The following is a 24,313-nucleotide window of genomic DNA, read 5'->3' as shown; positions in this document are numbered from 1 at the left end:
GGTATTTACCGCAGCCCTTTTACCAGCAGGGGCAGCGTGTACACGGCTTCGGATGCGGTGATAAACAGGGTTTTCAGGTCTTTACCGGCGAAGCACACGTTGCCCGTCCAGGCCCCGGGCACGTCGATGTGGGCAATTTTCTGGCCCTGGGCGCTGTACACCGTCACGCCCTGGCCGGTGAGGTAAAGGTTGCCCTTGCTATCCAGGGCCATGCCATCAGAGCCCTGTTCCACAAAAAGTTGGCGGTTGCTGAGGCGGCCGTCGGGGCCGATTTGGTAGCGGTAGGTTTTGTTGGCCTCGATGTCGGCCACAAACAGTTGCTTGCCGTCGGGCGTGCCCACGATGCCGTTGGGCTTGCGCAGTTGGCCGGCGGCGAGCACCGGCGCGGGGGCCCCAGGGGCCAAGTAGTACACGTTTTGGGCAGCCATGTCGGGGGCTGTGTGTGCCCAGTAGTCGCGCTGGTAGTAAGGGTCAGTAAAGTAGATACCGCCGCCCTTGGGGTTAACCCACAGGTCATTGGGCCCGTTGAAGCGGTGCTGCTCGAAACCATCGGCCAGCACCGTTACCTTGCCAGCGGGGCTAATGGACCAGAGCTGATTTTTGGCGTCGGCGCAGGCCAGCAGGTTGCCTTTGGCGTCAAAATCGAGCCCATTGGCCCGGCCCGAGGGCGTGAGGAACACCGTCAATTTGCCCTCGGTGCTGTACTTCCAGATTTTATCGTTGGGCTGATCGGTGAAGAACACGTTGCCGGCACGGTCCACGGCGGGGCCCTCGGTGAACTTGAACTGCTTGGCTATCAGCGTGAGGCGTGCGCCGGGGGCGGCTACGGCTTGGGCGCCGAGCGCGGTGGAGGGCACGGTATCGGCCACGGCCAGGGCCCCGGCTAGCAAGAAAGAAACCATCGGAACGGAAAGTAGTTGAAGCAGCAAATAAACCCGTTTACGGGGCAGGGTGCCGGCCGGCTGGCCGGCGGCTACCTTTGCGGCCCGCGCCCGGCGGGGCACTTATTGGGGGCCCCAGGGGTCTGTAAGGGCGGACGGAACGCTTATCTTTTCTTCTAAACACGGCCCGCATGGGCTCAATAACGACTTTTTGCTATGGCATTCGACATGATGGGCATGATGGGCAAGGTGAAGGAGCTGCAAGAAAAAATGCAGCAGGCCCAGCAGGAAATGCAACACCTCACCGCCACCGGTGAGGCCGGCGGCGGCTTGGTGCGCGCCACCGCCAACGGTGAGCGCAAGCTGCTGAAAATTGAAATCGACGAGAGCCTGCTCACCGTGCAGGACCGCGACATGCTGGCTGACCTCGTGGTGGCCGCCGCCAACAAGGCCCTGGAGGCCGCCGGCGAGCAGGCCCGCCAGGAAATGCAGCGCAAAACCAGTGGCCTGATGCCCAACATCCCCGGCCTCGACCTGGGCAACTTCGGCGCCTGAGCCCTTGGCCGTTAACCAACCTTTTCCGAACCGGGCCGGTGCCTGCGCCGACGTGGCCATCGTGGTGCTTAACTGGAACGGCGCGGATTTCCTGCGCCGCTTCCTGCCCGGGGTGGTCGAGCACGCCGACGGGGCCCGGGTGGTGGTGGCCGACAACGCCAGCACCGACGACTCAGTGGCGCTGCTGGCCCGCGACTTCCCCACGGTGGAGCTGCTGCTGCTGGAGCGTAACTTTGGCTTTTGCGAGGGCTACAACAAGGCATTGGCCTTGATTGACAGTCCGTACTACGTGCTGCTGAACTCCGACGTGGCCGTGACGACCGGCTGGCTGCGGCCCCTGCGGGCACTGCTGGTGGCGCAGCCGCGCGTCGCCGCTGTGCAACCCAAAATCCTGGCCCACGCCGACCCCACGCGGTTTGAATACGCCGGCGGCGGCGGCGGCTACCTCGACCGGCTGGCCTATCCGTTTTGCCGCGGCCGGCTCTTCGACACCACCGAAGTAGACGCCGGTCAGTACGACGACCCGCGCCCCGTCGCCTGGGCCAGTGGGGCCTGCTGCCTGGTGCGGGCCAGCGCCTGGCGCGCGCTGGGCGGCTTCGAGCCCGCGTTTTTTGCCCACATGGAAGAAATCGACTTCTGCTGGCGCCTCCAGAATGCCGGGCACGAGGTGTGGTACCACGGCGGCAGCGCCGTGCACCACGTGGGCGGCGGCACCCTGGCCAAAACCAACCCCCGCAAAACCTACCTCAACTTCCGCAACGGCTTGGCGTTGCTTTATAAAAACGCGGCCCCCGGCGAACTAGCTGGGCCCCTGGCCCAACGCCTGGCGCTGGATTGGGTGGCCGGCCTGCGCTTTCTGGCGGGCGGCCAGCTGGCCGATGCCCGCGCCGTGGCCCGCGCCCATTGGCACTTCTTCCGAAAGCGGGCGTACTGGCGCGCCCGCCGCGCCACCGCGGGGCCCCACTTGCGCGTGGCGCAGCGCCCCGGGGCCTGGGCCGGCAGCGTGGTGTGGGCCTACTTCGCCCGCGGCAAGCGCCGGTTTACGGAGCTGGGCTTGCGCTAGGGGGCTTGGCCAGTGAGGTGGTAACGGGGCCCCGGCGGCAACCATGTTTAGCACTAAACTTATAATATATGAGAAACAATTGATTTTACAGCCCTGGGGTTGGCCGGGGTTAATGCAATTTTATGGGCTGTTAATACGTGATTTAGATTATATTTCGCCTTATTTACTTTAAATAGTCTTATTTAAACCTTATTGGAGTTTTGCGTAATTATTTGCACTTTTGCTTTTCCCTTGGTTCGCTATGGTCGCCGGCTAGTGAAATGGGCAGCGCCGCCGGCCGCCTCTTTATTCGCTAATTCAATTTTTTACCACGCTATACTTATTCCCGCCATGATTGCGCGTTTTATCTCCTGCACCTGCCTCGTCGCCGCTTGCTTTGTGTGGGCCAGCCCCGCCCGGGCCCAGGCGCAGCCAACCGCCTCGGCGGCCACTACCGCCCCGGCCGCTGACCCCGGTAATGTGACCCTGACCGGGCGCATTGATACGCCCAACGGGCCCCTGGGTGGTGCCGTGGTGCGCCTCGCCCGCACCAAGCAAACCTGCGCGACTAACGCGGATGGCCTCTTTTTCTTCAACGTGCCGGCCGATTCGGGCCCCATCGCCGCCGTCGCCGCCTACGATGGCGCGGCCGATGTCCCGTTCACCATCCAGCCCGGCAGCCAGCTGACCATTGTAAAAATGTCGCCCGCCAAGCTCACCAAGGCCAACCAAAAGCAGCTCAACGCCCGCATCAAGCGCGCGCACCGCGAAACCAAACGTTCGCTGCAACAGCTTAAGTAGCACAGGGTTCCTGGTTTTAGGGCCCCCAGGGCCCTACGCCCCGCGCGGGATGACCGTGCCCAGCAGGGCCGCCAGTTGGTTGTCAAGCTGCTTCAAGTCCTTGATGGCGCGCAGGTTTTCGAATAGCTCGGCGTCGTCAAGCATGGGTTGGCGCAGGGTTTCGAGGCGGCGATTTAACTCGCGTTGCACGTGGCACTTGTTGAGACGCAGCACGGCGTTATCGCAGGCTACTTTGGGCAGGTCCACCTCGTTGAAGACGTAGATTTCCTTTACCCGCCAGTTAGGGCTGATGTCGTAGCGCTCGGTAGCCAGGTCCGACACCAGCAGGCGGATATCGGCCCGCCCGCTCTGCCCCAGCTGCCGCGCCTCGGGGAAGCGGCCGGCCAGCAACTCCTCGCGGCACAGGGCCCACAGCTCGGCGTAGAGCGGCGTTTTAAACGGCTCCTCCTCCAACTGGCCTAGCAGGTACTGGGCCACGCTCACGTCGGTGTCCACTTCGCGCGCGGCGTAGAGCACCAACAGGCGCAGCACCTCGCGCTCGCAGGTTTGCAGCAGGTCGGTTTCAGCGGCGTCTTCGGCCGTTTCGGTGGGCGCGGCCGAAGGCGCAGCGGCGGGGGCCCCGGGCTCGAAGGCGCCGTACATGGCGGCCTCGGCTTCTTCCTCGGCCGTGAGGGCGCGGGTGGCGGCCACCGGCGCAGCGGGGCGCGCAGAGCTGCTACCACTACCACTACCACTACCGCCGCTGGGGGCCCCACCCTCGGCCGGGCGGGGGGCCCCGGCGGGCTTCACCAGCTTGTTGTACTCGGTGATGAGCACCTGCTCGTCGATGCCGAACGCGGCCGACGTTTGCTGCAAAAACACCTGGCGCTTGATGGCGTCGGGCACCTTAGCGATACTGGTGAGCACCTGCCGGATGGCCTCGGCCTTCTTCACCGGGTCGCCGGCCGCGTCGCGGGCCACCAGCGTGGTTTTGAAGGTGATGAAGTCCTGGCTACTCTTTTCGATGTACTCGGCGAAGCGCTGGTCGCCCACCTTGCGGATGTAGCTGTCCGGGTCGTCGCCGTCGGGAAACAGCACCACGCGCACGTTCAGGCCGCCTTCGAGCAGCAGGTCGGTGCCGCGCAGGCTGGCCTTAATGCCGGCCGCGTCGCCGTCGTAGAGCACCGTCACGTTGTCGGAATACCGCTTGATGAGCCGGATTTGGCCCTCGGTGAGCGACGTACCCGACGAGGCCACTACGTTTTTGATGCCGCCCTGGTACAGGCTCAGCACGTCGAGGTAGCCTTCCACGAGGTAGCACACCTCTTCCTGCCGGATGGCCTGGCGCGCCTGAAACAGCCCGTAGAGCACGTCCGACTTGTGGTAAATCTCCGACTCGGGCGAGTTGAGGTACTTCGCCATCTTGTCGTCGCGCTTCAGGGTGCGGGCCCCGAAGCCCACCACGCGGCCCGAAATGTTGTGGATCGGGAACATCACCCGGCCCCGGAACCGGTCGTAGCGCCGGCCGGTGTCGTGTCCTTGGTCGTCCTCGCGCTTGATGACGAGGCCGGTTTTTTCGAGGTATTTCAGCGCGTAGCCGGCCGCGGTGGCGCTTTTCAGCAGGTCGTCCCACTGGTCGAGTGAGTAGCCCAGCTCGAAGGTTTGGATGGTGGCCAGGTTCAGGCCGCGCTCCTTGAGGTAGCCGTAGCCCACGCTCATGCCCTCCTCGGTGCCTTGCAGCAGGCGGTGGTAGTGGTCCTTGGCCCAGTTGGATACGATGAACTGCGAGTCGCGCTCGTTCTGCTCCAGCTGCTGCTGGGGCGTTTTTTCTTCCTCCTGAACGGTGATGGCGTACTTCTTGGCCAGGTACTTCAGGGCCTCCACGTAGGAGGTGCCCTCCACATCCATCACGAACTGCACCACGCCGCCGGCCTTGCCGCAGCCGAAGCATTTGTACAACCCCTTGGCTGGGTTGACGGAAAACGACGGCGACTTTTCGTTGTGGAACGGGCACGGGGCCCACAGGTTCTGGCCCTTGCGCTTGAGTTGCACAAAGTCGCCGACGACTTCTACGATGTCGGCGGTTTGAATTATTTGGTCAACGAGTTCTTTGGGGATGCGGGCCACGGGTTCAGCTTAAGTACCCAAATTTACACCCGCCCGCGGCTAGGGCCCTGGCGGCCCGGCGGAGCTGGCTGGCGGGGCCCTGGCCGCAGAGCCGAAACCAGCGGCTCGCGCCGGGCTAGGGCCCCCGCCGCCGTTTGTTTTACCTTTGCTTGATTCAACTAGCGAAGAAATGCCCGTCTACAGCCCCCAGGAGATTGAAAAAAAGTGGCAAGCCCACTGGAAAACCCACCAGACTTTCAAGGCCGACAACCACTCCAGCAAGCCGAAGTACTACGTGCTCGACATGTTCCCGTACCCGTCCGGGGCGGGGCTGCACGTGGGGCACCCGCTGGGCTACATCGCCTCCGACATCGTGGCCCGCTATCAGCGCCTGCAGGGCCGCAACGTGCTGCACCCCATGGGGTTCGACTCGTTTGGCCTGCCCGCCGAGCAGTACGCCATTCAGACCGGCCAGCACCCGGCCGTGACCACGGAGAAGAACATCGAAACCTACATCCGCCAGCTCCAGCAGCTGGGCTTTAGCTACGATTGGAGCCGCGAGGTGCGCACCTCCGACCCGCAGTACTATAAGTGGACGCAGTGGATTTTTCTCCAGCTGTTTAACAGCTGGTACAACCTGGATACGGATAAGGCCGAGCACATCCGCACCTTGCAGGAGAAATTTGCCGCGAGCGGCAGCGCGGGCGTGCGCGCCGCTGGCGAGGCCGAAGACCGCCACGACTTCACGGCCGGCCAGTGGCAGAGTTTTACCGAAAAGCAAAAGCTGGCCGCCGTCCTCCCCTACCGCCTGGCCTACCAGCAGGACACCTACGTGAACTGGTGCGCCGGCCTGGGCACCGTGCTCAGCAACGACGAGGTGAAGGACGGCCTCTCGGAGCGCGGCGGGTACCCCGTGGAGCGCCGCCTCATGCCGCAGTGGAACCTGCGCATCACCGCCTACGCCGACCGTTTGCTCCAGGGCCTCAACACCTTGGACTGGCCCGACGCCGTGAAGGAGATGCAGCGCAACTGGATTGGCAAGAGCATCGGGGCCGAGGTTACCTTCCCGGTGCAGGGCCACGAAGGCGCTGACATCAAGGTGTATACCACCCGCGTGGACACCATTTACGGAGCCACGTTCCTGGTGCTGGCCCCCGAGCACGAGCTGGTGGATCAGCTCACCACGCCGGCGCAGCGCGGAGCCGTGGACGAGTACATCGCCGCCACCAAGCGCCGCTCGGAACGCGACCGGATGTCGGACGTGAAGCACGTATCGGGCGTGTTCACCGGGGCCTACGCCGCCAACCCCGTGGATGGGGCCCCCGTGCCCATCTGGCTCGCCGACTACGTGCTGGCCGGCTACGGCACCGGCGCCGTGATGGCCGTGCCCAGCGGCGACCAGCGCGACTACCTCTTCGCCAAGCACTTCGACTTGCCCATCCCGGCCATTTCGGACGCCCAAAAGGACCTCGACCAGCAGGCCGACCCCACCAAGGAGGGCCGCTACATCAACTCGGGCATCGTCAACGGCATGGGCTACAAGGAGGCCACCGCCACGCTCATCGCCTTCCTCGAAGAGAAGGGCCTGGGCAAGGGCAAGGTGAACTTCCGCCTGCGCGACGCCATTTTCGGCCGCCAGCGCTACTGGGGCGAGCCCATCCCGGTGTACTATAAGGACGGCACCGCCTACGGCGTGGCCGAAGCCGACCTGCCGCTCGTGCTCCCCGAAATCGACGAGTACAAGCCCACCGAGCACGGCGAGCCGCCCCTGGGCCGCGCCACCGACTGGAAGTACCGCGGCCAGCACGAGTTCGAGCTGAGCACCATGCCCGGCTGGGCCGGCTCCAGCTGGTACTACCTCCGCTACATGGACCCCGAAAACCCCGACCGCTTCGTATCCGAAGAAGCCGAGAAATACTGGGGCCAAGTTGACCTCTACATGGGCGGAGCCGAGCACGCCACCGGCCACCTATTGTATTCGCGCTTCTGGTACCTGTTCCTGAAGGATTTAGGCCTAGTAACCGGCACCGAGCCGTTCCAGAAACTGATCAACCAGGGGATGATTCTAGGCCGGTCGAATTTTGTGTATCGATTGATTTACAAAGTTGGCCAAGTTGAGAATGGAGAATTGAAATCAGTGGTTGAAGCTTTGTCACTTGGTATACCACCCATATTCATTTCCAAAGACCGTTTAGATTCTATTCAAAACGATGGTGGAGGGATGCTAATCGGCGAATTGAGCGGCGAGTTACACAAGCATATTCAAGATTATGCTCCTCAGTCAGGTACAATCCAGTACACTGTTGAACCACTAAATCGACATGAATTAGCAACTCCGCTGCACGTCGATGTCAGCATTGTAAATAATGATGTATTAGACAAGGAAGCGTTTAAAAAGTGGCGGCCCGATTACAACTCAGCTGAATTCGTTAAAGACGATGGTCGCTACTTGTGTGGCTGGGAAGTCGAAAAAATGTCGAAGGCAAAATTTAACGTTGTGAACCCCGACGTTCTAGTAGCACAATACGGCGCGGATGCGCTGCGGCTGTACGAAATGTTCCTGGGGCCCCTGGAGCAGTTCAAGCCTTGGAATACCAACGGCATCACGGGCGTGGGCAGCTTCCTTAAGAAGTTCTGGCGCCTCTTCCACCCCGAGGATGGGGCCCTGGCCGTGACGGACGAGCCCGCCACGCCCGCCGAGTTGAAGACCTTGCACCGCGTCATCCAAAAGGTGGCGCACGACATCGAGAAGTTCAGCTTCAACACCAGCGTCAGCACCTTCATGATTGCCGTGAACGAGCTAACGGCCCTCGGCACCCACAAGCGCGCCGTGCTGGAGCCGCTCACGCTGCTACTCTCCCCGTTTGCCCCGCACCTGGCCGAGGAGCTGTGGGCCGAACTGGGCCACGCGCCCGGCAGCATCAGCCAGGCCGCCTACCCCGAGTTCCGCGAGGAGTTCCTGGTGGAAGCCAACGTGACTTACCCCGTGGCCATCAACGGCAAAGTGCGCGACCAGCGCCAGTTTGCCGCCACCGCCACCGCCGCCGAAATCGAAACCGCCATCCGCGAATCCGATTTCCTCGCCCGCTTCGGCGAAGGCAAAGCCGTGAAGAAAGTAGTGGTAGTCCCCGGCCGCATGGTGAACGTGGTGGTGTAATTATTAATAATTACACCGACAATTATTAATTAAAAAGCCCGCGGCAATTGTCGCGGGCTTTTTAATTAATAATCACTGAATTCACTAAACTAATTATTGAGAAGCCGAATAATTAGCGCCGTATAGGCGTTGGCTTGCCGGTGACGTCAACGAGCTGCATAACTGGTTGGTCGTGCGCGTCGATGTAAATTTTGAGGCGCACGTGGCCCTTAGAATCGCGCAGGAAAAGGCCGGTTTCGCCAGTGGTTGCTCGCCCCAAAAACAGTCGCTCCGGCCCCAATTTGTTCGAAGCCACCAGCTGCGCCAGGCCGTGCCGGTAGGCGGCGGTATCGCGCAGGGCCCCCAGCGAATCGAGGTAGGCCAGTTCCCGCGCTAGTGGGAAGCTGTCGTTGCGGTCCCAGAGCTTCAGGCCGTAGCTCCTCACCACTTGACTAGGGCCCGCGCGCTGGCTGTATTGCAGCTGCATCAGCTGGTCGTTGCGAAACTGGTCCACCGAGTACACCATGCTGGCCTCGCGCGGGTTGCCGTTGTAGAGCAAGCCACCGCACTCGTCGCCCGCCTCATTGAAAAATGTCAGCCCGGCCCCGCGCGCGCGCGCCGGCAGGGGGCGGCCGCTCAACATGCCCGGGTGCTGCCGCCGGGTACCGCTAATAACCATTGTGAGCTGGCCGTCCGGCTCCACAATGTTGATGCGTTCGGCTGTCAGCTCCCGGCCGGGCTGCTGATGCAGCAAGTAGCCCAGCGCCAGCAGCAGGGCCAGCACCAGCAGCGTTAGGGCCCCCACCCACACCTGGAGCAGCCGGAGCGATTGGTTGGTAGCAGTCATGACAGTGAAGCGGTTGCAGGTTCGAGGCGAAGGAGCATTCTGGACTGGTGATGGACGTACCGCCTTAGAAAGCAAACTAATATCGCTTTCCCACTTCGCAGCACGCCTACTTCCTCCGGGGCCCCAAACGGCTACGCCAGATACAGCTTTCAACAAAAAAGCCCGCGGCAATTGCCGCGGGCTTTTCGTTTTGATAGATCTTTTTAAATCAGCAGTTCCAGACTACTGCCCGGAAGCCGCGGCCGTGCCCTTGGGCATGAGGTATTTGTTGTACCAGCCCAGGTAGCGCACGTAGCGGTCCTTGACGTAGCTAGGGGTGGTGACGCCGTGGAATTGACCGGGGTAAATGACGAGTTGGGTGGGCACGTTGAGGCTTTTGAGGGCCTGGTACATCTGCTCGGTGTTGAGCAGGGGCACGTTGAAATCCTTCTCGCCGCACACGAAGAGCGTGGGCGTTTTAATGCGGTCGGCGTGGTAGAAGGGGTACGAGACGCGCATGTACACGTCGGGATTTTTCCAGGGCGTGCCCAGCTCGGTTTCGTAGTCGCGGATGTACTGATCGGTGCCGTAGCCGGCCAGCACGTTGGCGATGCTGGCGCCGCTCACGGCCGCTTTGAAGCGCTGGTCGCGGGCAATGACCTGGTCGGTCATGATGCCGCCGTAGCTCCAGCCGCCCACGCCAAGGCGGTCGGGGTCGGCCAGGCCCTGGGCCACGGCGTAGTCCACCACGGCCAGCACGTCGTCGGTGTCCTTATTGCCCCAATCGGCAAAAATGGCCTTACTGTACTCCAGGCCACGGCCCGAGCTGCCGCGCGGGTTGGCCACCACCACGGCGTAGCCGTTGGCGGCAAAGTATTGCCACTCAAACGAAAAGCCGTAGCCGAACTGCGCCACGGGGCCCCCGTGGATGCGCAAGATGGTGGGGTACTTGCGCCCCGCCTGGTAGCCCACGGGCTTGATGGTGAAGCCGCTCACCAGCGTGCCGTCCTTGCTTTTGGCCTGGATGGGCTCGACGGCGCCGAGCGTGACGCCCTTCAACCACGCGTCGTTCTGCTTCGAGAGCGGTTTTAGGGCCCCCTTCTTGTCCAGCGCATACACCTCGGTGGGCTGCTGGGGCTGGCTGCTGAGCACCACGAGCTGGCCCTTGGCGGCCATGGCGAAGTCGCCCACCTGGCGCGGGCCGGCCAGCACTTTCTCCAGCTTGCCGCCGGCGGCCGGCACCCGCATCAGCGATTCGGCGCGGTCGTCTTCGAGCAGGAAGTAGAGGCTTTTGCCGTCGGGGGCCCACTCGGGCTGGGTGGTGTTGCGGTCGAGGCCGGCGGTGAGGGCGCGGGCGGGGCCCCCGGCCACGTCCACCACCATCAGCTGGTGCAGGGCGTACACGAGCTGCTCCTTGGGGCCGCCCTGCACGAAGGCGAGGCGGCGGCCGTCGGGGCTCCACACGGGGCGGCTGCCGTAGTTGGGCGCGCTCTCGGGCACGTCGGTGGCGAGCAGCGGCCGGGCTTGGGCCCCAGCTTTGGCGTCGATCAGGAACAGGTCGTAGTTGTCGTGGCGGTCGGGGTCGGGGCCGCGCTTGCTGCTGAAGGCTAGCTGCTTGCCGTCGGGGCTCCAGGCGGGCAGGTGCTCGTCGTAGGGCCCCGGGGTGAGGCACACGAGCCGGCGCGTGGCCACGTCGAACACGTAGAGGTGCTGGCGCTGCTGGTTGAGGTAGCCGTCCACGTCCTTCTTGAACTGGAACCTATCAATGACGATGGGCGGCGCGGTTTTCTTTTTCACCTTCTGGGCGGCGGTGAGCGAGTCGGGGTCGGCATCCTTGAGGATCATGGCAATGCGCTGGCCGTCGGGGCTCCACACGTAGTCCGACACGCTGCCCTTGAGCTTGGTGACTTTCTCGGCCTCACCGCCGGCGCGGTTCAACAGCCAGAGCTGGGCGTTGCCGCCGTCGTCCTCGCCGCGGCTCGACACGAAGCTCAGGTACTTGCCGTCGGGGCTGAAGCGGGGCTTGCTTTCGCTGGCCGGGTTGGTGGTGATGCGCAGGTTCTGGCTGCCGTCGGTGCGGGCCATCCAGATGTCGGCGTCGCGCTTGTCGGTGGCCGTGTCCACGCGGGCCACGGTGTAGGCCACCCAGGCCCCGTCGGGCGAGAGGTTGGGGTCGGCCACGTCGCGCATCTGGGCCAGGTCGCGCAGGCTCAGGGGGCGCGGGGCGGGGGCCGTCTGGGCGCGGGCGGCCAGCGGCGGCAGGGCCAGGGCGGCCAGCAGGGGTAGCAGTTTTTTCATAGTAAGTAGGGCCCCCGGGGGCCGGGCGGAAACGGTAAAAGGCGGCCGACCTTCCCGGCCCGGCCGCGGTTAAAAGCAAACTATTTCTGGAAGAATCCCTAAACTACGCCCACCTGCGCCCCAACCGCAAGCCGCCCCGGGCCACCGCCGCGCTTTTGCGGCCCCCGGGGCCCCGGCGCGGCTACCGGGGCCCTGGGGGCCCCGGGCGGCCTGGCCCGGCCGTACCAGGGCCCCCGCGCTTTGTACAAACGATTGTGCATAGCGCTACCGCAAGGCGGGAAACAGCCAATAAATTGCTGCTTTATCATTTTTTTTGCAGCGGTGGCTACGCTGCTCTTGCCGTTTCTCCCGGCCTTTGCCTGCTGTGGCCAGCCACGGCAAAGGACAACGATTTTCTAGCTAACACGCTACTATAGTACGATGGAGTTGATAAAATACAATTAAAAATAATTTTTGCTTTGTTTTAAGCAGGGAATACATTATATTAAACAGTTAATCAATTATTTAACTTTACAAATACTAGTATAAAAGCCCGTTCATACCAGCGGTGATTGCGAAAGTATTATGACGTACACAAACGATTGTATATGTTTGTTCCTCACTAAACGAACACCTTATGCAACGTACAATACCCGATGGGAAGGCGCGTCGTGCTTTTCGTTTTTCCTTGGTTCCGCTGGCTTGGTGCGCTACCGTTGGCGTGGCCGCCGGGGCCCCTGGCGAGCCGAGCCGGGCCAGCGCACCGCCCTTGCTGGCCGCCGCCCGGCTGGCCGTGGCCGAGATTGAGGTGCTGGGTACCGTCACCGACACCAAGGGCGAGCCGCTGCCGGGCGTCAACGTCCTGCTGAAGGGCACTTCCAAGGGTACTGTTACCGACGAGCAGGGCCGCTTTCGGCTCAAGGCCCCCGATACGGGTGCGGTGCTGGTGATTTCGTTTGTGGGCTTCCGGCGGCAGGAAATCCCCGTGACGGGCGATGCGCGGGTGGCGGTGAAGCTGGAGGCCGAGGACACCTCGCTCGACGACGTGGTGGTGGTGGGCTACGGCACGCAGTCGCGCGCCACCATCACGGGGGCCGTGGGCAAGGTGAGCGATGCCGAGCTGGTGCGTACGCCGGCCGTGGCCGCTACCACCGCCCTGGTGGGCCGCATCCCGGGCGTGACGGGCCGCCAGGCCGATGCCCGCCCCGGCAACGGCACCAGCATCCAGATCCGCAACCTCGGCGACCCGCTCTACGTCATCGACGGGGTACAGTCGGACGTGGGCGCGTTCAACAACCTGGGCCTGAACGACATTGAAAGCGTGTCGGTGCTCAAGGATGCCTCGGCCGCCATCTACGGCATGCGGGCGGCCAACGGCGTCATCCTGGTCACCACCAAGCGCGGCAAGCTGGGCAAACCGGTGATCAACGTCAACGGCTACTACGGCATCCAGAACTACACCACCTTCCCGCACCCGGCCAACGCCTACCAGCACCAGCGGGCCCTGGTGGAGTCGGAGCAGAACAACGCCGAGCAGCAGCACCGGGCCCCCAACCCCGTGAAAGACCCGGTATCGGGCAAAATCCTGACGGCCGACGAGCTGGAGAAGTGGCGCCAGGGCACCGAGCCGGGCTACAAGAGCTACGACTACTACAAGGAGATTTTCCGGCCCAACGTGCCGCAGCTCTACGGCAACGCCAGCGTGTCGGGCTCGAGCGACAACGTGAGCTACTACCTCTCGGGCAGCTACCTCGACCAGAAGGCGCTGCTGGAGGACTACTTCTTCCGCCGCTACAACATTCAGTCGAACCTGGAGGCCAAGGTGACCCCGAAGCTGCGCATCGGCACCCAGATTTACGGGCGCCTCGAGCGCCGCCACACGGTGGGCGTGCCCGGCATCGACGACTATTTCAACCCGTTTTTGAGCGTGTTCTCGATGTGGCCCACCGAGGCCCCCTACGCCAACGACAACCCCGCCTACATCAACAACACGCACAGCGTGAACGTGAACCCGGCCACTTACAAAGAGGCCGTGACGGGCTACGGCGACGACGACTACCGCGCCGCCAAAGCCAACCTGTACGGCCAATATGACTTTGACTTTGGGCTGAGCGTACGGGCCACCGGCTCGTACAACTACACCGCCAACACGTTCAGCGGCTTCGAGTACACCTACAACGCCTATACCTACAACCCGACGACCCAGAACTACGACCAGACGGGCGGCAACCAGAACCCCTGGCGCGAAACGCACCGCCGCGCCGTCATCGAGCGCTTCGGGCAGCTGCAGCTCAACTACAACAAGCAGTTTGGCGACCACGGCCTGGCCGCCACGGCCGCCTACGAGCGCTTCGATAGCGACAACCGCTACAACGTGGTGCACACCGTACCGCCCAACAACACCATTCCGCTCCAGTATTTTTCGAACCAAGACTACCTCTACGACGAGATTAATGAAACGGCGCGGGCCGGCTACGTGGGCCGCGTGGGCTACAACTACAAGCAGAAGTACTTGCTGGAGGTGCTGGGCCGCTACGACGGCTCGTGGCTGTTTGCGCCCGGCAGCCGCTTCGGCTTCTTCCCGGCCGCCACGGCTGGCTACCGCATCGCGGAGGAATCCTTCATCAAGGACAACGGCATCGGCCGCGTACTCACCGAGCTTAAGCTGCGCGGCAGCTACGGCCTGACGGGCAGCGACCCCAACGGCCTGGCCCCCTATAGCTACTACCAGGGCTACGACTTTGGCTCGGGCGCATCGGTGCTCAACGGCAACTACGTGATTGGGGTGCGGCCGCGCGGCCTGCCCATCACCACCCTCTCGTGGGTACGCAATAAGACGGTTAACGTAGGCGTGGACTTTGGCCTGTTTGGGGGCAAGCTTGCGGGTACGTTCGACATCTTCCGCCGCCGCCGCGAAGGCCTACCCGGCCTGAACCCCAACGTAGTACTGCCGCAAGAGGTAGGCTACAGCCTCAACCAGGAAAACCGGAACTCCGATGAGACGAAGGGCCTGGAGGGCGGCCTGACCTACTCGGGCGGCACCACCAGCGGCTTCACCTACTCGGTGGGGGCCCACGCCACCCTGGCCCGGCGCTTCGACCTGAGCTACGGCCAGCGCTTCGGCAACTCCTACGACCGCTACCGCAACGGCTACGAAAACCGCTGGGGCGACATCGGCTGGGGCTACCAAGTGGAGGGGCAGTTCCAGTCGCAGCAGGAAATTGCTGACCACAAGGTGGACAACGACAACCAGGGCAACCGCACCCAACTGCCGGGCGACCTGATTTACAAGGACGTGAACGGCGACGGCGTGATTAACGGCCTCGACGAGCGCCCCATCGGCTACCTCCAGGGCGGGCAGCCCCTGGTGACCTACGCCCTCAACACCAGCTTCGGCTACAAGAACTTCTCCCTCAACATCGACGTGGTGGGCGCCGGCATGCAAACCTTCCAGCGCGCCTACGAGCTGCTGATTCCGTTCCAGAACAACGGCACCTCGCCGGCCTACACCTTCGAGGACCGCTGGCACCACGCCGACCCCTACAACGTGGACAGCCCCTGGGTACCCGGCAAAAACCCGTCCATCCGGCGCGACGGCGGCGGCAACAACTTCCGCAACAACGACTTCTGGATCAAGACCGTGCGCTACGTTCGCCTGCGCAACGTGGAGCTGGGCTACAACCTGCCCAAAAGCCTGATTAGCCGGGCTGGCCTGCAGGGCGTGCGCGTGTACGTGAACGCCACCAACCTGCTCACCTTCAGCACCCTCAGCGACATCGACGTGGACCCCGAAGTAGCCTCCGGCAACGGCCTGCAATACCCCGTGCAGCGCCTGATCAACACGGGCTTCTCGGTAACCTTCTAAGCTCCCCCTTCCCATGAAACTGACGTTTAAACCGCTGGCCCTGAGCGCGGCCCTGCTGCTGGGCCTGAGCACCAGCTGCCAGAAGGACTTCCTGGACCGCACCCCGCCCAACATCATCCTCGACTCGCAGCTCTGGAACGACGCGGGGCTGATCAACGGCCTGATGGCCAACTACTACGACCGCCTGCCGGTGCACACCACCATCTACAACGGCTGGGTTGATTTTTCGGCCTACGACGAGGCCATGTGGTCGGGCTACAACAACTACCCCAACGACCTGTTCACCTTCGACGCCTTCCGCTGGGGCGGCTGGGACTACGGCCTTATCCGCGACATCAACCTGGCACTGGACGGCCTCGACACGAAGAGCACGGCCCTCTCGGCCACGCAGAAGGAGCAGTTCAAGGCCGAGTTCCGCTTCATCCGGGCCTACATGTACTTTGAGCTGGCCAAGCGCTACGGCGGCGTGCCCATCGTCACGTCGCAGCTCGTGTACGACAACAGCGGCGACACTACCCCCCTGCAAGTGGCGCGCAGCAAGGAAACCGAGGTGTACGACTTCGTGGCCAGTGAGTTGGACGCCATCAAGGGCACGCTGGGCAACACCGGCAGCGTTACGCGCGCCAACTCCTACACGGCCATGGCCCTCAAGTGCCGGGCCATGCTCTACGCCGCCTCCATCGCCAAGTATAACGCCGCGTCGGGCCTCAACATCATGACGCCGGGCGGCGAGGTGGGCATCCCGGCCAACCTGGCCACCAGCTACTACCAGAAGTCGCTGGCCGCCGCCAAGGAGGTAATTGCCGGGCCCTATGCCCTCTACAAGAGCAACCCCAACCTGGGCGAGAACTTCTACGAGGCCATTACCCGCAAAAACAGCAACCCGGAAGCCATCTGGGTGAAGGACTTTTTGGTGGCCAAGGACTACCGCCACGCCTTCACCTACGACAACATTGCCCGGGGCATCCGCGAGGACAACCTCAGCTCGTCGGCCACCACGCCCATCCTCAACCTGGTGGAGGCCTTTGAATACCTCGACGGCAGCTCGGGCGAGCTGAAGGTGCGCAACGCGGCTGGCACCGACTACGTCTACTACGACAACCTGAGCGGGCCCTTCCAGAACAAGGACGCCCGCCTCTACGGCACGGTCATCTACCCCGGCACCACCTTCAAGGGCCAGGAAGTGCAGATCCAGGCCGGCGTGAAGGTCTGGAACGCCACCAGCAGTTCGTACACCAACATCGAGGGCGGCCTGGGCAGCCTCTACACCGACGGCAAGCTGCAAACCGGCAGTTCGGGGCCCCAGCCCAGCCAGCAGGACGTGTCAAACTCGGGCTTCTACCTGCGCAAGTACATCGACTCGGGCGCCGGGGCCAGCACCCGCGGCATTCGCTCCGATACGTGGTGGGTGCGCTTCCGCCTGGGCGAAATCCTGCTCAACGCCGCCGAGGCCGACCTCGAGCTAGGCAACACCACCGAGGCCCTCACCTACGTGAACCAGGTGCGCGCCCGGGCCGGCTTCACCAAGCCCCTGACCACCCTTACCCTGGAGCGCCTGCAAAACGAGCGCCGCGTGGAGCTGGCCTTCGAAGACCACCGCGTGTGGGACCTCAAGCGCTGGCGCATTGCCCACAAGGTGTGGGACGGCAGCCCCAACACCCCCTCGGCCAACGCCTACATCCTGTTCCCGTACCGCGTGGTACGGCCCGGCAGCCCCCTCGACGGCAAGTACGTGTTCGACAAGCAGCTCTCGCAGCGCTACCGTACGCCGCGCAACTTCCAGCTTTTCAACTACTACACCTTCCTGGGCAACGGCATCCGCAACGCCAACCCCAAGATTGTTCGCAACCCCTTTGAATAAGCTCCCCATGAAACGACTCGTATTACTGACGCTGGCCGGGCTGGGACTGCTGGCGGCCGGCTGCTCCAAGGACAACGTGGCGCCCCCCTCCTCGCAGCTGAGCGGGCGCATCACCTACCAAAACCAGGCCCTCAACGTGCGCGGCGGCGGCAATGTGCAGCTGGAGCTGTGGCAGCGCGGCGAATTTTTCCGCAACAAGATCCAGGTGTTTGTGGCGCAGGACGGCAGCTATTCGGCCACCCTGTTCGACGGTGAGTACAAGCTGACCCGCCTGCGCGACAACGGCCCCTGGCAAAACCAGACCGACAGCATCACGGTGCAGGTGCAGGGCAACACCGTGGTCGACGTGCCCGTGCAGCCCTACTACACCCTGGGCACCACCACCATTGCCAAGTCGGGCAGCAACGTGACGGCCAGCGTGTTGGTGAACAAGGTGGGCACCCGCACCATCGACGAGGTGGTGCTTTTCCTGGGTTACACCCAGTTTGTGGACGTATCCAACCAGGCGGCCGCCAGCAGCAAGAGCGGCGCCACCATCACCGACCTGGCCACGCCCGTTAGCCTGACGACGGCCATTCCGGGCGGTGCCAAGGGCGCGATTTATGCCCGCGTGGGCGTGCGCATCCAGGGGGTGGGCGAGCTGCTGTACTCGCCGGTGCAGAAGCTGGACCTGTAACCCCTCGCCCCGCTGGGGGCCCCAAAAAGCCCCGCTGCGGTAACGTGGCGGGGCTTTTTGGTAGTGGCCTAAACCAGGATAGCCCGGCGGATTGCCCGCCGGGCTTCGTCGGGCCACGCTGCTAATTGAACAGGGGCCCCGGCCGCGGCCAGCGTGGCCCGCCGGGCAATCCGCCAGACTACAGCATTTTAGCCCATTGCCGCTTTTTTTAGGGGCCCCAGCGGGCGGTGGGGATAAAAAAGTGGGTAGGCGGCCGAGCGGATTGCATCTTTGCGGCCATCACCCCCGGTTTTTTCTGGGTAAAAACCAACTTTTTCTATGCTGCATACGCTACTTCTTGGTGGGCGCGCCCTCGCCCGGGGCGCCCGCGGGCTACTGCTGGCCTTGGCCTTGCCCCTGGCCGGCACCGCCCAAACCGCCCCGCTTCAAACCGCCCCGGCCGACGCCGCGGGGCCCCTGCTCACACCCGACCAGTTTCTGGGCTACGCGCTGGGCAGCCAGTTCACGCCCCAGGCCGACGTGCTGCGCTACGCCGCCCACGTGGTGGCCCACGCGCCCGGCCGCATGCGGGTGGTGCCCTACGGCAAAACCTACGAGAAGCGGACCCTGGAAGTCATCGAGGTTGGCAGCGCCGAAAATTTCGGCCAGCTCGACGCCGTGAAGCGCAACGACCGCCGCCTCGCCGGCCTCGAAAGCGGCGCGGCCAGCCGCACCATGCCGGCCGTGTGCTGGATGAGCTACAACGTGCACGGCAACGAAGCCGTGAGCTCGGAAGCCGTGCTGCAGGTGCTGTACGACCTGGCCAACCCCCAGGATGCGCAAATGCAGGGCTGGCTGAAGAATACGGTCGTCGTCATCGACCCGTGCGTGAACCCCGACGGCCACGACCGCTACGCCAACTGGTACAACCGCGTGCGCAACCAAAACCCCAACGCCGGCCCCGACTCCTGGGAGCACCACGAGCCCTGGCCCGGCGGCCGCTACAACCACTACTACTTCGACCTAAACCGCGACTGGGCCTGGCAAACCCAGCAGGAAAGCCGCCAGCGCATCGTGCTGTATAACCAGTGGCTGCCCCAGGTGCACGCCGACTTCCACGAGATGGGGCCCAACAACTCCTACTACTTCTCGCCCGCCGCCAAGCCCTACCACGCCGACATCACGCCCTTCCAACGCAAGTTCCAGGGCATCATTGGCGACTACAACCGGGCCACGTTCGACAAGAACAACTGGCTGTACTTCACCCGCGAAACCTACGATTTGTTCGCCCCCACCTACGGCGACACGTGGCCCAGCTTCAACGGGGCCATCGGCATGACGTACGAGCAGGGCGGCGGGGGCCCCGCGGGCGTGCGCTACGCCCGCCTCGACGGCGACACCCTTACCCTGGCCCAGCGCATTGCCCACCACCACGCCGCTAGCCGCGCCACCCTGCAGGCCACCGCCGAGCGCCACGACGACCTGCTGCGCGAGTTCCAGGCCTACTTCGCCGACGCCAAAACCAAGCCCCGGGGGCCCTACAAAACCTTCGTGCTGGCCTCCGGCAACGACCCCGGCCAGCTCAAAATGCTGACCCAGTACCTCGAGCGCCAGCAAATCAGCTACGGCTTCGCGCCCAAAAAGCTGCGCACCCGCGGCTACAACTACGCCTCCGGCAAAACCGAAGACGTGGACATTGCGCCCCACGACGTGCTCGTGAGCATGTACCAGCCCAAATCGACGCTCGTGAAGGTGCTGTTCGAGCCGCGCCCGCAGCTCGAGGATTCGCTCACGTACGACATTACCTCCTGGGCCCTGCCCTACTCGTTCGGGGTGAAGGCTTACGCCCTGGCCCAGCGCCTCGACGCCTCGGGCCCCACGCCCGCCCCGGCCGTGGTGAAGGGCAGCGCCGCCGCCCCCACCGACCGCCCCTACGCCTACTTGGCCCGCTGGAATAACTTGCAGGACGTGCGCTTCCTCAGCCAACTGCTGCAGCAGAAGGTGAAAGTGCGCTTCGCCGAGAAGGACTTTGAGGCCGAGGGACAGAAGTACGCGCCCGGCTCGCTCATCATCACCCGCACCGGCAACGAGGCCTTGGGGCCCAAATTCGACCAGATTGTGCGGGCCCAGGCCGACTCGGCGGGCACCGTGGTGCAGGCCGTGAAAACGGGCTTCTCCACCACCGGGCGCGACCTGGGCTCGGGCACGGTGCACTTTGTGAAGCAGCCCACGGTGGCCGTGGTGGCGGGCCCCGGCGTCGACGCCACGGCCTTCGGCGAGGTGTGGCACTTTTTCGAGCAGCAGCTCGGCTACCCCATCACGGTGCTTGGCACCGATTATCTGAGCCGGGTAAACATGACTAAAATCGACGTCCTCATCCTGCCCGACGGTAACTACGCCGATATCTACCCCGACAAGGCCCTCGAAAGCCTCAAGGCCTGGGTGCGCGGCGGCGGCAAGCTCATCGCCATGGAAGGCGGCATGAAATTCCTGGCCAACAAGAAGGATTTCCTGCTCAAAGCCAAGCCCGCTGACTCCGTGGCCCTCAAGAAGGCGGAGAAAACCAACCCTTACCTGCCCCTGCGCCGCTACGGCAACGCCGACCGCGAAGGCACGGAGGACCAGGCCCTGGGCACCATCTACCGCGTGCAGCTCGACAACACGCACCCGCTGGCCTTCGGCTACGGCGACACGTATTCGGCCCTGGTCCGCACGCCGCTCAGCTACCGCTTCCTGGGCAAGGGTGGCTGGAACGTGGGCGTCATCAAGAAGGACGGCTACTACTCGGGCTACGCCGGCACCAAGGCCCGTAAAGAGCTGGTGGACACGCTCGTACTGGGCGAGCAAGACCTGGGCCGCGGCCAAATCGTCTACCTCGGCGACAACCCCTTGTTCCGCGCCTTCTGGCAGAGCGGCAAGCTGCTGTTCGGCAACGCCGTGTTCCTGGTTGGGCAATAGCCCGGGGGCCCCATTCCCATAAAAAAGCCCCGCCGATGCGCATCGGCGGGGCTTTTTTGTGGGAATAGGGCCCCCGGGCCGGCGGCTGCGGGGCCCCTGGCCGGCGGGTTAGTTGGCTTTTTGCACCAGCGTGTGACGGACCTGGCCGGCCGTTTCCAGCGTCAGCACGTAGCTGCCCGCGGCGTAGGGCCCCAGGTCGATGGGCTGGGCGTTGGGGCCGGCTTGCGTCGCGAACGTTTCCGTGTGCACGAGTTGGCCGGCGGTGGTCATCAGGCTCCAGCGGGCGGCACCGGCCGCGGCGGCGCTCCACTGCAGCGTGGCCCGGTCGGTGGCCGGGTTGGGGAAGAAGCTCAGTGCCACACCAGCGGTGGCCGGGGCGGGGGCCGCAGCCTGCACGGCCACTACCGGGCCGTAGGCCACCTGGCCGTCGATGTCGAGCTGCTTGAGGCGGTAGTAGGCCGTGGTGCGCAGCGGGGCCGCGTCGAGGTACTCGTAGGCCCGGGCCGACTGGCTATTACCGGCGGCGGGTACCGCCGCCAGGCGGGCAAAACTGGCCCCATCGGCCGAGCGCTGCACTTCAAAGCTTGCGCTGTTGTGCTCGGTGGCCGTGGCCCAGCGCACGGCGACGGCCGCGGTCTGCGGGACCGCACCAAAGCTGGCGAGCGTGACCGGCAGCGGCAGCGGCACCAGGGTGCCGTACACCTGGAATTCGTAGAGCGAGAAGCCGTAGCCCGTGCCGCGCGTCACGCCGAACATCCGCACGTAGCGGCCCGTTACGGCCGGCGAAAAACTCACTTCGTTGTAGTGCAACGTATTGCCGGTGAACATCTTTACCGCCGTCCAAGTCGCGGCGTCGTTCGATACTTCCAAGCGGAAATCTTTGCCGTAGGCTGTTTCCCAAATCAGGTACATGCGCGAGATGGTGGCCGTGCCCCGCAGGTCCACGTACAGCCACTCGCCGTCGGCGTAGTTGCTGCCCCAGCGGGTCGCGTTGTCGTTGTCGAAGGCATTGCGGGCCGGAAAGCCGCCTTGCGTAGACGAGGCCGTGCCGGTCTTGCCCAACGCCAGGTTGTTGGCCGTGTCGTTGGAGTAGTTGAACACTTCAAACTCGTAGAGGGAGTAGCCGTAGGTGGTGGCCCGCGCCGTGCCGTTCAGGCGCACGTACTGGCCGCGGGCCTTCAGGTTGCTGTACTCATTGCCGGTGGTGGCGTTGTTGGTCGTGGTCGCCACAGTGGTCCAGGTGGTGTTGTCGCTGGACACGGCCAGGGTGAAGTCCTTGCCGTAAGCGTTTTCCCACGTCAGCCGGATGCGGTCGATGGTTTGCACCGAGCCCAGGTTTACCACGATGTACTGGGGGTCGCTGGCGGCACTTTCCCAGCGCGTGTTGCCGTCGCCGTCGAAGGCCTTGGCCGCCGCCTGCACCTGCGACGACGCGGTGGCCGTTTTGCCCAGGGCCAGGTTTTGGGCGGCGGCCGGGTTGGCCGTCAGCCAAGTGGCCAGCAAGCACCCAAAAAGAATCAGAATTTTCATCGCGCGGACAAACAGATGCGAGATAATTATATAGAACGCCACAAAACTATGGTCCCCCCTAGGGCCCCACCGGCCCGGCCCGACCAGCGGTGCGTCACCGCCGGCCAACAGCGGATTTTACCAAGCCAGAGAAATCCAGGTCCTACCCAATACCCTGACGATCAGTAATTATTCCTAGATTTTTCTTCACAAAAAAACCCCGCCGATTTGCATCGACGGGGTTTTTTTGTGGAAATAGGGCCCCTAGTAGGCTGCCGTGAAGCGCTGCTTGCTGAATTTGGGCTGCTCTAGCTCATCGAGCAGCACCACGGCCACGTCTTCGCCCGACATGATGCTGCGGCCCTCGGCATTGAACACCGGGCTGTCTGTGCCCAGGCGGTAGTGGCCGGTGCGGCCCGTGTCGATGCCCTGGTGCATCTCAATGGCGGGGCTGAAGAATGTCCAGTCGAGGGTAGTGTTCTGCTTCAGCACGTTGAGGTAGTCGCGGGCGGCGGTGGCCCCGGCCTTGATTGCGGCCGGGAACTGCGGGCCGTCCACCAATTGCTGGCCGTCGATGAAGAGGCTGCCGGCCCCGCCAATCACCACCAGGCGCGGCACGCCCGATTGCTCGGCGGCCGCTTCGATGTCCTTCGAGCCCGCCAGCGAGTCGGCGTAAATGTTGGGGTTGTCCCAGCCCGGGTTGAAGGCGCTCAGCACCACGTCGTGGCCGGCCAGCTGCTGGGCCAGGGCCCCCACGTTGGTCACGTCGCCCTGCACCACGGTCAGGAGGTCGTTGGTTGCGGTGAGCTTGGCGGGGGTGCGCACGATGGCGGTTACCTGGTGGCCGCGCGTCAGGGCTTCGCGCAGCAGGCTAGCGCCGACAAAGCCGGTGGCACCGATGAGGGCAATTTTCATGGCAATCAATTAATTGGGTGGATATTTTCGATTAAGAGCCGGCGGCCTGGGCAGCGCCGACCGCAAAGCTATGACGCTAAAACTAATTGTAACCGCAATTGTTACAGTGCCAGTTAAAAAAACTCATGCGACGACCGGCAAGGCCAGATCGGTCACTACTTGGGCCAGCGTCACGCGGGCCAGCTCGCGCTCCAGCGCCGTTTGGGCGCGCACGAGCGTGGCGTCCAGCGCGGCCTGGATGTTGCGGCCCACGGCGCAACGCGGGTTGGGTGAGGCGTGCACGCTGAACAGCTTGCCCTCGGCCACCACCTCCACGGCGCGGTACACGTCGAGCAGCGAGATGCTGGCCGGCTCGCCCCGCAGGAAGGTGCCGCCCGCCGCGGCGCGTACTTCCACCAGCCCCGCTTTTTTGAGCTGGCCCAGGATGCGGCGGATGACGACCGGGTTGGTGTTCACGCTGCCAGCCAGGCGGTCGGAGGTCAACAGGGCCGCGGGGTCCTGGCTCGCCAGGAGCGAGAGCACGTGCACGGCTACGGAAAATCGACTGCTGATTTGCATGGTGGGCGGGGCCCCGGGGGGTTATTCTTCGAGGGCCTGGGCCAGTTCGGCCCGGGCGGCTTTGGGCAGCGCGGCGGCCACCAATTGGTACGATTCGGCCGTCCAGGCCCGCACCTTGGCGTCGGGGGCCCCGGTGCCGATGAGCACCGTGTTCCAGTGCTTTTTGTTCATGTGGAAGCCGGGCAACACGTAGTCGTGCTGCTCGCGCAGTTCGGCGGCCCGCTCGGGCTCGCACTTCAGGTTCACGCTGCTGAAGGTCTGCAAATTGGTGAGGGCAAAGATTTTGCCGCCCACCTTGAACACCAGCGTGTCGGGGCCAAACGGGGTTTCCTCCGTGGTACCCGGCAGGCTTAGGCAGTAGTCGCGGAAGTCTTCAATGTTCATCGCAA

At 64.0% G+C, this 24,313-nt stretch carries 16 protein-coding genes; 8 read left to right on the top strand and 8 right to left on the bottom strand.

From position 1 onward, the window contains the following. Positions 1-5: 5 nt before the first annotated feature. Positions 6-902 carry an SMP-30/gluconolactonase/LRE family protein gene (locus EAH73_RS22645; RefSeq protein ID WP_140469716.1) on the bottom strand — a complete coding sequence of 299 codons (897 nt, stop codon included), beginning with the start codon at positions 900-902 and terminating at the stop codon, positions 6-8. 195 nt (positions 903-1,097) lie between these two features. Here EAH73_RS22645 and EAH73_RS22640 point away from each other — a divergent pair, with 195 nt between their 5' ends. The 3 genes from EAH73_RS22640 to EAH73_RS22630 all read left to right on the top strand — a co-directional run bounded on the left by EAH73_RS22640 (position 1,098) and on the right by EAH73_RS22630 (position 3,279). After that, positions 1,098-1,436: a YbaB/EbfC family nucleoid-associated protein gene (locus EAH73_RS22640; RefSeq protein ID WP_140469715.1), complete on the top strand. Its 339-nt coding sequence runs from the start codon at positions 1,098-1,100 to the stop codon at positions 1,434-1,436. Between the two features lie 4 nt (positions 1,437-1,440). After that, the gene (locus EAH73_RS22635) at positions 1,441-2,499 is read left to right on the top strand and encodes a glycosyltransferase (protein WP_240047374.1); all 1,059 of its coding nucleotides are present in this window, start codon (positions 1,441-1,443) and stop codon (positions 2,497-2,499) included. 330 nt (positions 2,500-2,829) lie between these two features. Continuing rightward, positions 2,830-3,279, top strand: a complete 450-nt coding sequence (locus tag EAH73_RS22630) for a hypothetical protein (protein WP_140469714.1) — start codon at positions 2,830-2,832, stop codon at positions 3,277-3,279. A 33-nt stretch (positions 3,280-3,312) separates the two neighbouring features. Here EAH73_RS22630 and dnaG read toward each other — a convergent pair whose 3' ends face one another. Then, the gene (dnaG, locus tag EAH73_RS22625) at positions 3,313-5,385 is read right to left on the bottom strand and encodes a DNA primase (protein WP_140469713.1); all 2,073 of its coding nucleotides are present in this window, start codon (positions 5,383-5,385) and stop codon (positions 3,313-3,315) included. A gap of 169 nt (positions 5,386-5,554) precedes the next feature. Here dnaG and EAH73_RS22620 point away from each other — a divergent pair, with 169 nt between their 5' ends. Beyond that, a complete protein-coding gene (locus EAH73_RS22620) occupies positions 5,555-8,521 on the top strand; it encodes a leucine--tRNA ligase (RefSeq protein WP_140469712.1) in 2,967 nt (988 codons plus the stop codon). Positions 8,522-8,633: 112 nt separating this feature from the next. Here EAH73_RS22620 and EAH73_RS22615 read toward each other — a convergent pair whose 3' ends face one another. Beyond that, entirely contained in the window at positions 8,634-9,347 is a 714-nt protein-coding gene (locus EAH73_RS22615) for a hypothetical protein (protein ID WP_140469711.1), read from the bottom strand. 222 nt (positions 9,348-9,569) lie between these two features. Further along, complete coding sequence (locus EAH73_RS22610; protein ID WP_140469710.1) at positions 9,570-11,624, bottom strand: S9 family peptidase; 2,055 nt, start codon at positions 11,622-11,624, stop codon at positions 9,570-9,572. A 667-nt stretch (positions 11,625-12,291) separates the two neighbouring features. Between EAH73_RS22610 and EAH73_RS22605 the strand changes: the two genes are divergently transcribed. The 4 genes from EAH73_RS22605 to EAH73_RS22590 all read left to right on the top strand — a co-directional run bounded on the left by EAH73_RS22605 (position 12,292) and on the right by EAH73_RS22590 (position 20,942). Then, complete coding sequence (locus EAH73_RS22605; RefSeq protein WP_240047373.1) at positions 12,292-15,468, top strand: SusC/RagA family TonB-linked outer membrane protein; 3,177 nt, start codon at positions 12,292-12,294, stop codon at positions 15,466-15,468. 13 nt (positions 15,469-15,481) lie between these two features. Next, complete coding sequence (locus tag EAH73_RS22600) at positions 15,482-17,329, top strand: RagB/SusD family nutrient uptake outer membrane protein (protein WP_140469708.1); 1,848 nt, start codon at positions 15,482-15,484, stop codon at positions 17,327-17,329. A gap of 7 nt (positions 17,330-17,336) precedes the next feature. Beyond that, the gene (locus EAH73_RS22595) at positions 17,337-18,005 is read left to right on the top strand and encodes a DUF3823 domain-containing protein (RefSeq protein WP_140469707.1); all 669 of its coding nucleotides are present in this window, start codon (positions 17,337-17,339) and stop codon (positions 18,003-18,005) included. 318 nt (positions 18,006-18,323) lie between these two features. Then, the gene (locus EAH73_RS22590) at positions 18,324-20,942 is read left to right on the top strand and encodes a M14 family metallopeptidase (RefSeq protein ID WP_140469706.1); all 2,619 of its coding nucleotides are present in this window, start codon (positions 18,324-18,326) and stop codon (positions 20,940-20,942) included. 108 nt (positions 20,943-21,050) lie between these two features. Here EAH73_RS22590 and EAH73_RS22585 read toward each other — a convergent pair whose 3' ends face one another. The 4 genes from EAH73_RS22585 to EAH73_RS22570 form a co-directional block, all read right to left on the bottom strand. Continuing rightward, positions 21,051-22,472: a discoidin domain-containing protein gene (locus EAH73_RS22585; protein WP_140469705.1), complete on the bottom strand. Its 1,422-nt coding sequence runs from the start codon at positions 22,470-22,472 to the stop codon at positions 21,051-21,053. A 243-nt stretch (positions 22,473-22,715) separates the two neighbouring features. After that, a complete protein-coding gene (locus EAH73_RS22580; RefSeq protein WP_140469704.1) occupies positions 22,716-23,366 on the bottom strand; it encodes an NAD(P)-dependent oxidoreductase in 651 nt (216 codons plus the stop codon). A gap of 123 nt (positions 23,367-23,489) precedes the next feature. Continuing rightward, complete coding sequence (locus EAH73_RS22575; protein ID WP_140469703.1) at positions 23,490-23,924, bottom strand: Rrf2 family transcriptional regulator; 435 nt, start codon at positions 23,922-23,924, stop codon at positions 23,490-23,492. A gap of 21 nt (positions 23,925-23,945) precedes the next feature. Beyond that, a complete protein-coding gene (locus EAH73_RS22570; protein WP_140469702.1) occupies positions 23,946-24,308 on the bottom strand; it encodes an MmcQ/YjbR family DNA-binding protein in 363 nt (120 codons plus the stop codon). Positions 24,309-24,313: the final 5 nt, after the last annotated feature.

The organism is Hymenobacter nivis (genome assembly GCF_006439025.1).
Lineage (GTDB): Bacteria > Bacteroidota > Bacteroidia > Cytophagales > Hymenobacteraceae > Hymenobacter > Hymenobacter nivis_A.
This window is presented reverse-complemented; position numbering and strand designations above follow the sequence as displayed.